This window comes from Alteromonas lipotrueae (assembly GCF_019249215.1).
Lineage (GTDB): Bacteria > Pseudomonadota > Gammaproteobacteria > Enterobacterales > Alteromonadaceae > Alteromonas > Alteromonas lipotrueae.
Window position 1 is genome coordinate 48,633 of record NZ_JAESDI010000013.1, and the last position, 13,362, is coordinate 61,994.

General features: G+C 41.7%; 8 protein-coding genes. 5 read left to right on the plus strand and 3 right to left on the minus strand.

Translation table 11 applies throughout. The features are described 5' to 3' along the window. From JKP82_RS15700 to JKP82_RS15720, 5 genes are all read left to right on the plus strand, one after another. Window positions 1–1,761 (plus strand): insulinase family protein, encoded by a 1,761-nt coding sequence (locus JKP82_RS15700; RefSeq protein WP_258544414.1) that lies wholly within the window; start codon window positions 1–3, stop codon window positions 1,759–1,761. A gap of 129 nt (window positions 1,762–1,890) precedes the next feature. Beyond that, window positions 1,891–4,332, plus strand: a complete 2,442-nt coding sequence (locus JKP82_RS15705; RefSeq protein ID WP_218397756.1) for a TonB-dependent receptor — start codon at window positions 1,891–1,893, stop codon at window positions 4,330–4,332. 213 nt (window positions 4,333–4,545) lie between these two features. After that, on the plus strand, window positions 4,546–5,775 hold the full coding sequence (locus tag JKP82_RS15710) for a porin family protein (RefSeq protein WP_159533107.1): 1,230 nt from the start codon (window positions 4,546–4,548) through the stop codon (window positions 5,773–5,775). A 114-nt stretch (window positions 5,776–5,889) separates the two neighbouring features. Beyond that, a complete protein-coding gene (locus JKP82_RS15715; RefSeq protein ID WP_218397759.1) occupies window positions 5,890–6,720 on the plus strand; it encodes an SHOCT domain-containing protein in 831 nt (276 codons plus the stop codon). Window positions 6,721–6,872: 152 nt separating this feature from the next. Continuing rightward, window positions 6,873–7,532: a response regulator gene (locus tag JKP82_RS15720; protein WP_159533113.1), complete on the plus strand. Its 660-nt coding sequence runs from the start codon at window positions 6,873–6,875 to the stop codon at window positions 7,530–7,532. 58 nt (window positions 7,533–7,590) lie between these two features. Here the strand turns inward: JKP82_RS15720 and JKP82_RS15725 are convergent, their stop codons facing one another. Genes JKP82_RS15725 through JKP82_RS15735 form a run of 3 tightly spaced genes read right to left on the minus strand, consistent with a single transcriptional unit; the run spans window position 7,591 to window position 13,352 of the window. After that, window positions 7,591–10,134 (minus strand): ATP-binding protein, encoded by a 2,544-nt coding sequence (locus JKP82_RS15725; RefSeq protein ID WP_258544411.1) that lies wholly within the window; start codon window positions 10,132–10,134, stop codon window positions 7,591–7,593. Continuing rightward, complete coding sequence (gene nosP / locus JKP82_RS15730; protein ID WP_218397761.1) at window positions 10,121–11,296, minus strand: nitric oxide-sensing protein NosP; 1,176 nt, start codon at window positions 11,294–11,296, stop codon at window positions 10,121–10,123. Before nosP ends, JKP82_RS15725 begins: the two co-directional genes overlap by 14 nt. Beyond that, complete coding sequence (locus tag JKP82_RS15735; RefSeq protein WP_218397763.1) at window positions 11,262–13,352, minus strand: 4Fe-4S binding protein; 2,091 nt, start codon at window positions 13,350–13,352, stop codon at window positions 11,262–11,264. The genes nosP and JKP82_RS15735 overlap by 35 nt, the downstream gene beginning before the upstream one ends. Window positions 13,353–13,362: the final 10 nt, after the last annotated feature.

Consider the following 13,362-nt stretch of genomic DNA (forward strand, 5'->3'; position numbering starts at 1 on the left):
ATGATTAACATCCGGTATGTAACGCACAATGCTCAAAGGCCTGAAGATGGCTCAAGCTGTTCAAGTCACATAAGCAGTGCTGGCAGTACTCGCTTTCATAACAGTTCTGGCAATGGCACTGATACAGATATTGCGACGAATACAAACAAGACAGGCAACCTAGAACGCAGAAAATCACTTTTTACGGGTGTATTTGTTGTTAATACGCCAGCACATGATCATTCTGGCGTATCTCACCTTGCTGAACACATGTGTTTTCGTGGGTCGCTGTACTACCCTGCCGACCATGAGCTTTTTGTCGCAAATGCCCTGCTACCCTTGTCGATAAACGCGACGACCTACTCAGGCTGTACGTATTTTTATGTGCAATCTTATAATAAAGCGCTTTTTATCAGTGCGATTCAATACCTGTATAGCGGCCTAGTGAATACCCATTACGAAAAGAGTAAATTTGAAGCAGAGCGAAGTGGCGTTCTCGTTAATGAACTCACGCTGCTTGAACGCAATATCGATTATTTGAATAACATGGCCATACGCCGAAGTGATACCAGTACTATGGCTTACAAACATGCCGGAGGGTTTTCTGATTCGGTATTAAAAATTGGTTTTGACGACCTCATTGATTATAAGAAGAGATGGTATGACGGTGAACACATCACCCTTTTAGTCAGTGGTGCAGATACTGACGGCGATGAAATCATCTCATTAAGTAGACAGGCTATAGCAGAAATTAGTGCCAGAGGCTGTAATACAAAGTCATGTGATGCTATGCCTTTTAATAAAGCCGCTGAAGCGCCCGCATTTACTTTAAAACGAAATACCTCAGTTCCTGTTTGCCTAATGAGCCGTTACCTTACGAATAATCACCAAGTGAAGCCTATCGAAAACGATGTGTCTACCTGGTGGGTGCCACAGGAATTTACTTACGACTTACTTGATGTCGAACGCCAGATTAAAAGCAGGTTTATCGCTTTAGGCCACTTCTTTATCGATGATGAAGTAAACCATGCAGGCATGATTGCTCTTCGATTTGTGCATAATACCAAGACCAGTACTCAAGCTCTTACAGATACTCATAAAAAAGTGGTGTCGGTATTAACTGAGTTCAACGTAGAAGCCAAACCTCGTTTATTTACAGACGCTAAATTACCCCTAGCAGTACAGCAACTTATTCGAGATTATCAACAGCAAGCGAATTCTCGGTATAGCGAACCACACTCGCCTTTAAAAATATCACCATTTGGCGACTACCTTAATAATGTGCATGTTTGCCGAACAGGTAAGCATGATGCGAATGTCAAAAGTAAGAACGCAGACTCGCCGATAAACAATAATTGGGTTCGTACAACGGAGGGTGCTGTAGAGTTAAAAGGCAATAAAAGCGTGCAACTCGCGGCCAACTTTACCGCTTTACTATCATTAGATCACTTACCAGCATTACCTAAATTACTGCATAAGCTTGCCGCGCTGACTGCACAGTCGGCTCAAAATCCTGCGGAAAGGTTTCAGTCTGCTGACAATCACTGGGTATATAGGGTAGATACCCAATTCCATCACCTACTTATAGATATTATGACGGGTGCCTCGTTTTGGCAGCCTCGTACTAGTGGAGAATGTTATGCGCTGGGTGTAGCGCGTTTTCATGAGCATATCTTTATTTATGGGGCGCAAGATAGGCAGGCATCGCTCCGTAATTTCTGGTGTAAAAACACGCTCACTCAAAATGACCTTAATACTGGTGTAAGTAAAAGCCCTGCTTAATAAAAATCCGTTACTCGGGATTTTCATGTAGTACCAATTTACGAGCTTTCCTCCCTCTTTAGGAGGATATTTTTCGGGACCCACCTACACGATACTGATTGCATACTCGTTCATAGAAGAATTAGGAACATGCTAATAAAAAACACAACGCCTTTAACTTACGCATTCATCGCTTCAAGCGTTTCTCTAGCGCTTTGCAGTAACGCATACGCCAATACTAAAACAGACAGTCAACTAGCAGACAACGATGTAGAAGTAATAGAAGTCCATGGAGCAACCGCACTACAAACCGGGAGTGATGCAGCGCCAATTTTTGGTACCGTTCAATCGTTGTCTCAAGAGGAAATAGAAGCAAGTGTAAGTCGCTCTTTGCCAGAACTCTTGAAATCACAACTTGCCAGCGTGAATTTGAATGATGCACAAAACAACCCGTTTCAACCCGATTTACAATACCGAGGTTTCACCGCGTCTCCATTGCTAGGCTTGCCTCAGGGCATTTCGGTATACCTAAATGGCGGCAGAATTAACGAGGCGTTTGGCGATACCGTAAATTGGGATCTAATGCCCCTTGATGCTATCGATACAGTGTCACTTTATTCCGGCTCGAACCCGCTATTCGGTCAAAATACACTTGGGGGCGCACTGGCATTAAATACGAAAACAGGCTTTTCCTTCGATGCCAACGAGGTAGATGCCACCGTAGGGCAATATGGCCAGTCTGCGCTGTCGATAGAATCAGGTGGGAACAATGGTAACTGGGGCTATTACATTAATGCCAATCATTATGAAGAAGATGGATGGCGTGATTACTCGCCTTCAGAGGTAAACCAAGTATTCAGTGCAGTGTCTTATCAAGACAGTAAACGACTAATAGATTTTAACTACTTGTATGCCGATAGTGAGCTATTGGGCAATGGGGCTTCACCGATTGAGCTGTTAGAAATTGAAGGTCGTGAAGCGGTTTATACCCACCCGGATCAAACCAATAATGAGCTACATCACTTTAGCCTTTCAGGCGATTTGCAGCTAAGTGACAATCACCTACTCTCGTTCAATGCTTTTTATCGCGACAATGAAACCACCACCATAAACGGAGATGACAGCGACTTTGGCGCCTGTCAATTTACAGATGGCCGCATCACCTTGTGTGAACTGGAAGATGATGACGATGATGACGATGATGACGATGATGACGATGATGACGATGATGATGACGAGCTAGCCACGGTTGGCGATGATGTAGAAGCCGTTGCTTTCATTGGATACGATGAAGATACTGCGCTATCTGACATTTCAGATGTATCTCCCGACGAGATAGACGGCACATACAATACTGGGTTATCAAGTTCAGAAGCCTTCGGAGTTTCTACCCAGCTTGCCAGCAACTATGAATTATTAAGCAAACCATCTGTGTTAGTCATAGGCGCTACCTACAACAGAGGTGATATCAACTACTCTGCCGATACCACCTTTGGGATATTAGAAAATGACACCGCAAGTGATTCCCGCACGGTCATTCCTTTACAGGGACTTCAATCGGCTGAAGCGAGAGTAAGACTTGATGTAAACACGACTGCGTGGTCCTTACTCTTTGTTAATACGACCCAGCTTACAGACAAGGTTTCGCTCAACATAGGTGGCCGGTTCAATCGCGACCATGTACTGATGGAAGATTTAAGCGAAGATGGTGATGATTCCCTTGACGGCGACCATAGATTTACGCAGTTCAACCCTGCCATAGGGCTAGATATTGCGCTGAGCGAAACCTCGAAGTTAAATCTTGCGTTTAGCCAGTCGTCTAGAACACCAAGCCCTGCAGAGTTAAGCTGTGCAGATGAAGATGACCCATGCCGCTTGCCCAATGGCTTTGTTGCAGATCCACCGTTAGATCAAGTAGTCACACAAACCATTGAAGCAAACTATGCCGCGACCTTTAACAACATCGACATGATGCTAAACGTATATCGTAGCGAAAGTGAAGATGACATCATTTTTCAGCAAGCAGGCTCGGTGGCATCCAGAGGCTACTTTATTAACATTGATGCCACCCGTAGACAGGGCGTTGAGTTCAGCATTAACTCATTTTGGAAAAAGCTGAATTATCGATTTAATTATAATTATTTAGACGCGACGTTTGAGTCTTCCTTTACGTCTTTCAGCCCCTTCAATCCGTTAGGAGCAAATAGACAAGTTGAGGCAGGTGATACCATTCCTGGACAACCTAAACACAATATCAAATTTTACCTAGACTACGGGTTTAGCCAACAAACCACAGTGGGCGCAGAAGTCATTTCAGCCTCGAACCAATACTTTCGTGGTGATGAAGCCAATGAAAATGACACCTTAGATAGCTATATAATCGCTAACCTTTATTTGAATCATCAGTTCAATCAGACCTTCAGTGCCCAATTGCGGGTGAACAATGTATTTGATAAAGACTATGAAACTTTCGGCACTTATGGCGAAGCTAATGAAGTATTAGAAGACATTTACCCCGATGTAGAAAGCCCCTTATTTGTAGGTCCAGCTCAACCTCGCATGGTGAGTTTAAATGTGAAGGCTAAATTTTAATTAAGAAGAAATATAAAATAAAAAGAAAAATTAGGCACTTTGTGCCTAATTTTTCTTAGTCCTAAAGAACGAGGCTAACAAGCCTTACGTCCAATGGTTCAAAAGCTATATAAATCTATTATCAATTTTACTGACACCCGAAATTTACATTAGGGCATATGGGAAAAATAAATTCTCATTATTAAAAAACACCACTCACACTGGGACAGTAAAATGAAAAATAAATTACTTGTTAAATCATATTTATCTATCGCTATTTTAAGTACGTTAAGTTTGAACAGCTACGCAGAAGAAGAAAAATACTCTTGGAATATTTCAGGTTGGATCAATGAAGGATTAACTTTTTACGATGATGGCATGGGCAGTGATGTTGCCCAGCTTTCAGATAATGGCACCACACTTGGCAGTCGTATTACCCTAGCGGGAGATTACAAACTTGAAGAACATGGCTTAGACGTAGGTTTTGAAGTTATTATTGAACCACTTTCAGGTACACCAAACTATGGTGGTGGCGGCCACCAAACACCATTGTTATTTGCCAATCAAGATAACTTAGATACCTTCAATGGCGGCGATATTGGGCTTCTAGGTAGTAGCCTGCATATCGGTGGAAATTGGGGGAAAGTCACTATCGGATTACAAAGCTTACCCACAGATAATATTGCTGTACTTGCCGATCCGTCTGGCACTATTTGGTCTGGCATTTCGCCACTATTCCGCGCCAATGGATTCTTCATACGAGGTATAGATGAAGGTTCAACCAATGTGGCATGGGGACAGTTTGCACAGTGCTTAGCCACACCAGGACTGGGAATAGGCCTTGACTGTAATGGCATTTACCGCAACGGCGTACGTTATGACTTGCCTAAAATGGGTAATTTCAGTGTGGCGGTAGGCTATGCCAACGATGAAATATACGACATCGCAGTTAAGTACTCAGCCGAACATGGCGGGTTTAAAACAAACCTACATGGTGGCTATTCAGTAAATAAAGACGGCGGCACTAATGTGGGCGGCGACGGCTCTTCAACTTTGCAATTTCAAACCGGCGTAATGCACCTTGAGTCTGGTATTTTCGGTGTGGCTACTTATCAAATGGAAGAAACTGATGATGCGATTGTCGGTTCTGGTGATGACACAGATGCTTACTACTTTAAAGCGGGTATTCGAAAACAATACAACGGGTTTGGTGATTCCGCTTTTTACGCAGAATACGCAAGCTATAACGACCAATATGGTATGGCGCACTTGGACGGCGTAGTTGGATCTGAGCTTACTCAATGGGGCATAGCTGCGGAACAGTACTTTGGCTCTCGTTTTCTCATTTACGCTAAGTATGAAAATTTGAGTTTGGATGTCACTGGCTCTGAAAGCGCTCAGTCAATATATAACGCTGCAAAGGATCTTACGCTTATTCAGCTAGGCGGAACCATTTTCTTTTAATTTTCAGCCTAAATAGGGAGCAATATTGCTCCCTATTTAGATAGTTTTTTAAGAGCAAGCAGCTTTAAGGGCAAGTGTATTTAAATGATGCTCAGATTTAATTGGTACTATATTATGATGAAATTAACGTTAAAAATTCAAGTGGCTATTATCTCTATATTTTTCGCCACATCATCATTTTCATCAGATACTATTTTATGGAGCGAGGATGAAAATTCAGTTATCAAAATACAAAACAATAATTTTGAAGGGATATATTTAAAAAAAGGAAATATCACAGAGAGTGAATTAATCGAACAAAAGAAGTCTCAACCAGTCGAGATAAATGAACAAGACATATTTACATTTTTATCCAGTATAAAAATAATAAAAAATAAAAGTACAACTGAGTCACTATTTACAGAGAAACAACAAAACAACCTCGCGAAGCATTTAAGCATAGGTCTAAAAAAAGCAAAGCCTCATCAAGATATTTTATTTTCCTTGGCGAAAGAAAAAATAGCCCTAGGGGGACTAAAGAAACAAACTTACTTTATTGCAGGTAGAGCGTTTTTCAACGATGGCTTACTTAATCTCATCATTGGTGAATACAATAGGTTAGCTAACAGCGCTTACGAAATGGCCTATGATCCCACTAACCAAGGTCTTGTCGAATACAACTTTAATTACGGTGAGAGAGTCGCACCAAAATTCCCTTTTAATGAAAAAATAGTGTTCACTTTATCAAGTGTAACCATGAAGTCGGGGAGAACTGATTGGGTAACCGTAAATGTAGAAGAGTTACACAAAACGACACTGTCGAATGATATCGTTAAGAAAGGATCAAAATCGAATAAAGATACGCTAATACAAAGATTCAAAATCCTTGAAAAGCTTAGAAAAGAGGAGCTAATTACAGAAGAAGAATATCAACAAAAGCGTAAAGTACTTTTAAGAAATTTATGATGAATTTTAAGGCTTTTTTGTTATAAGACTTCGGTCGTATTTGCTTGCCCACGTTGTAACTATTTTGTTAAAATGAATTTAACAAACATAGTGGTAGATTACGTATTGTGTGAGTGCATTTGGGTACTTACTAAGCCGAAGGTAGTAATAGTATGCAAAGAATTCTTATCATTGACGATCACCCTATTTTTCGTCACGCCATGGTGACGATATTAGGAAAAAAATTTCCCGACTCTCAAACCCTTGAAGCTAATTCACTGTCTGAAGCGCTTGAGTTACTCGAAGCCGATCCTGCTTTCGATCTTGTGATGCTAGATTTGAACATGCCTGAAACCTGTGGGCTCAATGGTTTACTTGAAATTAGGAACCAACACCCTAATCTTCCTGTTGTTATCATCTCGGCGGAAACGGAAAAGCACAACATTCTGCAAACCATTTCTTATGGTGCAGTAGGGTTCATATCAAAGAGCAGTAAAATAGAAGAGATTGCCACGTCGGTCGAATCTATCTTCGAGGGCAACGTATGCCTACCTTCTGAAATTTTGCGCACATCGTCGGTAAGAAACCGCGTGAAAAAAGAAGATGCTATCTCTCTTGACCAAATTCGTTCATTAACCAGAAAGGAATTAGCTGTTTTAAAATATTTAACACAAGGGCTAGCGAATAAAGTTATTGCTTATGAGCTCAATATTTCAGAAACAACCGTGAAATCACACGTTTCATCTATTTTGAAAAAATTAGGGGCAAGCAATCGAGTAAAAGTGGTCGCCAGTGCTGCCAATATCGATTTTAATCAGTACGTATTTAACTAGTACGTACTCAACACGTACTAACTAATGCCTGTCATCCATTGACCTTAGTGAGCTGCACTTAAGAAACCGCCGATTTAAGTGCTTGTTTTAAACGTATTGAATTAATCGGCTTGTGCAACAACTGTATATTCGTCCCTTCTAACTCATTTACTAGCGCTTTTGAGTGATTGGCGGTACACAGCAAGATTGGCATAGCGGGCAGTATTTGCTTAATATGCTTCGCAATTTCCAGTCCGTTCTCTCCGTCATCTAAATGATAATCGACGATAAGCAAATCACAGTCGTCAAAGCAGTTGTGCATCACCGCCATGCATTGCGTAAAACCAGCAAATGTAACCACCTCCATTCCCCAATTTTCGAATAGTGTTTGCATGGCTATTCGCATATTGGTGTCGTTGTCGATATGCCAAATTTGCTTATCTAAAAGATTATCAGGCAAGCTATCGTGAGGCATGGCATCAACCGTAGCCTCGTGCTCAACTTCTTGAACAGATGCAAGGGGCACCGATAAAGTAAAACAAGATCCTACCCCTTGCGTAGATAAAACACTGATATCATGCTCTAGTAGCCGACTCATCTTATCTACGATATAAAGACCAAGCCCCAAACTATAAGAATAGTTAAAGTCATTTTCCAATCGACTAAATTCTTTGAAGATTACAGTTTGATCTGCTTGGCTTATTCCCACGCCTTGGTCGTATATACTGATGCGAAGATGGTTGCTCATCGTCCTTGCAGTAAAAAGTACTTTTCCTTTTGCACCGTATTTCATTGCATTACTCAGTAAGTTACGCAAAATTCGAGATAGTAAACTTACATCTGTATGGACAATAGCGTCTTGAAATTTGTAGCGAAAATTCACCTGATAGTCTTGGCTGATGTGACTGAACTCCTCGGCTAACTGTGTTAGCAAAGGGAGTGCATTCTCACGCTGTTTATCAGGCTGCACTAAACCCGCATCTAACTTCGAGGTCTCAATGAGTGTGCGTATTAGGCTGTTCAAATCAGACAGTGAATTATCTAAGGCACTAACGATTGGGCCCGCCGAAGCTTGTACTTGATCTCGTAAAGACTCATTGAACAAAATAGCCGCACTTAAGGGCTGCATTAAATCATGACTGATGGCCGCTAAAAACTTACTCTTAGAATTCATCGCTTCTTGTAGCGCGATATTGGCGCGATTGAGTTCTCGGGTACGCTTTTCGACATTTGACTCAAGCTGATCTTTCGCTGCTTGCAGTTGTTGTTTACTTCTTACTTGTTCCGACACATCAGTAGCTAATACAAAATGCCCTTCTATTTCTTGCTTGTTGTTAAAATGAGGCAGATAGACTTTTTGCAAGAAACCCGTTTCGCCGTGAGCATTAGTCTCCTCACTTTGGAAACTGACAATCTCGCCTCGATTAACCCGTTCTACATAATGGATAAGTCGAGGATAGACGTGTTTGAGGTGGCTTTGTTCCATCGCTACGCCGTACAAGGGTTCTTCTCCTAGCCCATACCAATCTCGATAACCCTTGTTGGTGTATAAGAAGTTTTTATCTGTGCCGATATAGGCGATAAGTGCGGGCACATTATCGGTGATCATACGGATCCAACTTTCATTTTGTTTTAAGGTTTCCGCATAATGATGCTGAGAAGTGACATTAGTAAAGGTGCACAGGGTGTTACCATCGGGTAAAATGGTAATACGTCTGTCTACTACCAAGTTTTCGTTGATAATTTGGGTGGTATCGCCCCCTTTCTCAAGGTTTAAACCGCTCCAATCCACATGCATTTGCAAGGTATAAATATTTTTGCAATCGAATAAGGTTTGCTTCGACACATTTGATTGAGTTAAAAACGTCTTATTCCAGAAGGCAACACCGCCCTCTTGGTTTATCAGCAAGATACCGACATCAACACTATCGATAAGGCTTTGCAGCAGTTTATTTTTCTCTTTAATAACCTGCTCATACCGGTTCGACTCATTCAGTTTCACTTCGGTAATATCGTTGAACAAGATAACTTTGCCGCCTTCTTGGGTGCGACGGATAGTGAGTTGGTACCAGCGGCTATTAGACAGTTGATAGATGACACGACCTTCAGAGTCTGGAGGAAGTACACGGCGGATTATCCCTAAATGCTTAGCGAGTTGAGTAATATCATAATAATGGTCGCCAATTTTGGGCGTAATTGAATGGTTGTCCCACACGGAGGTAAAGTGCCGATTGAAATAAACCACCGCCCCTTTGCTATCGAGTAACACCATAGCTTGGTTGATACTTTCAATAGCATCATTCAAGCGCTGCTTTAACTGATTGGTCTCTTGATGGGCTCTTGCTATTTCGGCATTCGATTTTTCTAACTTTTGCAGTACAATTTGCAGGGCTTCGGTTTTTTCATTGACCTTTTCAGATAGCTGTACCGCGTGTTCAAAAGCCCGGTAACTATGGTGATCGAAGCCGCCTTCTTCAATACGGTACATAAGCGCAGCATTAATTTTTTCCAGCTTTTCATTTTCTTCTTTCTGACGCGCAAGTTCTCTACGAAGATTACTCATCTCAATATCTTGAGTGAGTTCGATTGCACCTGGTTGTCGAGTCGATTTAATCTTTGGCAAAGTACACCCCCGTAAAGGTTTGGTTTAGGTGTACAGAATGGATATGCTCACCATAAGCGTTAAACCCCGCGACACGGTATTTTTCTTGGAGCCGCTGAATTTCAGCCTCATTTTTATTTTGCTCTATTTCAATACGCCTTAAGAAACAGTCGCACGCGTAAACAAATTCAGCTTCTCCTACTTCACGGCTCAAGCTTTCCAATTTTTGTTCCATGGCATCAATACAATCACCAAGCTGAACAAAAGTAAGAATAATGCCAATATCTACTGCACAGTAAAAAGTGATCGCATTAGTCGCTAAATCAACTTTTTGAATAGAGCGAATAAAATACTTTCCACCCACTAATACCGCTAACGGAAATACTGAAAATACGTCAGGGGTTAGATCAGAAGCGTTTAGGCCAAGTAAACTGGCGTAGTACTGGGCTGCAGGTTCACCATTAATTTCGTAAACCGTACGAGATTCTGGGTCGGCATTGGTCACTACCAGTTTAGATACAGGTGAGTCTATGTGGTCTACTGAAAAAACCGAGAAAGGTTTACCGGTTCCTACCAACATTAACACTGCTGCATTCTGATGAAACTTTCCATTATAAAAAACATAGGTGGCTTGAAGCTTTAAATCATCGCCGGCACTTCCTCCTAAGTGAGGAATATTGCCAAACGCTGTGGCGAACGTTTCGAGAAAGTGCTCCTCGTGGCGGGTAAGCCCATCTAATACGGAAATAACAAAATGCTGATTGGTATCATATCGTTTATCTCTTCCTTGCAGGGTATTGCGTAAGCCGCTTGCAATGTCGTGAGCCTCGTTAAAATTGATTTCATCTAAGTTTGAAACCAATGCCGTAGCAATGGAGAATTCACACTTTAAAAAAGCAACCACAATAAGACGTTCTGTGCAGTACCCATTTTGATTAAACTCCCCCGCACTGGTGCAGCCTACCGTTGGTACATTGGCAAAAAGCGACGTCATATTCTGCGCTACGGCATCTAAATCAAATGATGGTGATGTGTGGAAAAGTACCAACTCGATTTCATCAAGCGTCGCATTAGATAGTATTTCACTGGCCACATCGTGACATGCATCTGCCGCTAAGTAGGCGGTATGCGCTGATTGACTTGCAGGTTTACTCAGCGCGGACAGGATGGAAGTTTTTGACACGTGTTGGCACCTTATTTTTCTTATATTTATCAATTTTGCATAAATTGGGATTATCTAGCGTTACGACACATTCAAAGCACTGTACACATTCTGTGTAATCAATGCTGCCGTCTTGCTCGATGGCATCTACGCCACACTTTTTCTGCTTACACAGTTGGCATGGGTTACCACACTCTTTGCGACGTTCTAAAAGCTTCACGATAGGAAAGCGACCTAAAATGGCTAAACCAGCGCCTAACGGGCAAAGGTAGCGACAATAGACTTTGTGAATTTTTAAGCTAAATCCTAGTAGTAGAAGTGCATAAAGTACGAACGGCCAGTAGCGCACAAAATAGAGCGTGATTGAGGTTTTAAATGGCTCAATCTCGGCCAGTTTCTCGGCCAATGTCAGTGAGTAAAACGACGTTGCAACCAAGCCAATCAGCATCACATACTTAAGTTTTTGCGCATATTTATGATGCTTTGGCTTTATTCGAATCTGCCTTATTTTCAATTTTTGTGCAACAATTGCCATGATCTCCTGAAGCGCCCCAAAGGGACATAACCAGCCGCAATACAGCCCTCGCCCCACAATAAATAACGACACAAATACAAAGCACCACAATACAAAGATGACAGGGTCAAGCAGATATACTTCAATAGAAAAGCCATCGGCTAAATCGAGTAACAATGTATAAATATTGACGACCGACAATTGCCCTTGTGCGTATATGCCGATAAAGAACAAGACAAAGAGCAATGATGCTCCTCTGACTATATGCACCATACGCGTATATTTCATTAGCTTTCGTTGGAAACCAAAAAAAAGTGAAAGCACAACTAGGTAAACAATCGTAATACTGAGTTCCAACCATCTGCTTTGCCACAATTTTTTCCAAAGCGGCACAACAGCATTTTGTTGTGCATCGGGGTTTTCCATGAACAGCGCATCAGGTAACAAAAAAGTGTGGGTAAATAAATGCTCATCTTGTTCCATAAATCGTGGGCTGTAAGGCAAACTAATGGAGATATCCATTTCTTGGTCAAGCGATAGCCCACCTTGTGATTTAATCCTAAGTACCTTAATGCCTTCAAATTCTGGCATTGGTTGTTTAAAGCTAGGATCATAAAAACTATAAAAATCTAAATCTCTAGCATCGATAGTAAATGCGGATTGCGATAGACGAAAAAACTCGGGCGCGGTTTGGGGGATAAATTCATTACTAACAAAACTAAAGCCTTGGGTATTCATTACCAACAAGGCCACTTCGCCAGGCTTTAAGCTCTCTTGAAGCCTGATATATTCCTCTTCCTGTAGTAGGTTTTTCCCCACAATAGGTAAACTAAGAAAGCCATAAAAGTGTTCAGAAAATAGGGGCGCTTGCGGGTCGGTAACACTATCTGCAGCGTCGATAATTTCGGTTTCAAGGCCATCTATTTCGTTACGGTAAATGGTTTGTTTTTGGATATAGCCGGCTTTTACAAGTTGCTCAAAGGTTAGAGTTTCAAAAAAGTCAGGATCAATAATTCGTGTGCTGGGTAGCACAAAGCCATCTAATTTAGCCCGCGCTACCGCCAACGCCGACGTCACGATAGTATCGTTAATGACCAATACCGATACCGTGGCTTTAGTCACGCCATCAAAGTAGGTCGCGTTGTTACCTACATGGCTCTTCCCTCCCACCACGAAACGTTCTTTCACATTGTGGCTTTTGTATTGCGCGATAAAATCCCTTAGCGATTGTTCCCCTAGTCCATGCAAAAAGATAGGTTCACTGTGTTTTTTAATGGCAAGATCGACAAAATCACCTTGAGTATCCAGTCCAATTATCACATTGACTGGCTTTCCAGAGAAACCTATAAAGTCGACAAAATCTTTCGATTCAAACACGTACCCCAGCAATTGCTGTAATTGATAAACTGGTATTACGTTAATGTCAGCGTGCGCATCGCCTATTCGGGTAGCGGTAGGAAATAATTGGTGAACGTCTTCAGGGATCTCAGTGGCGTCTGATTGCGCAAAGGCTAACGATATAGAGGTTATCGTAACAAAAAAGAATAGCAACGCTTTCAACATAAAGAAATAG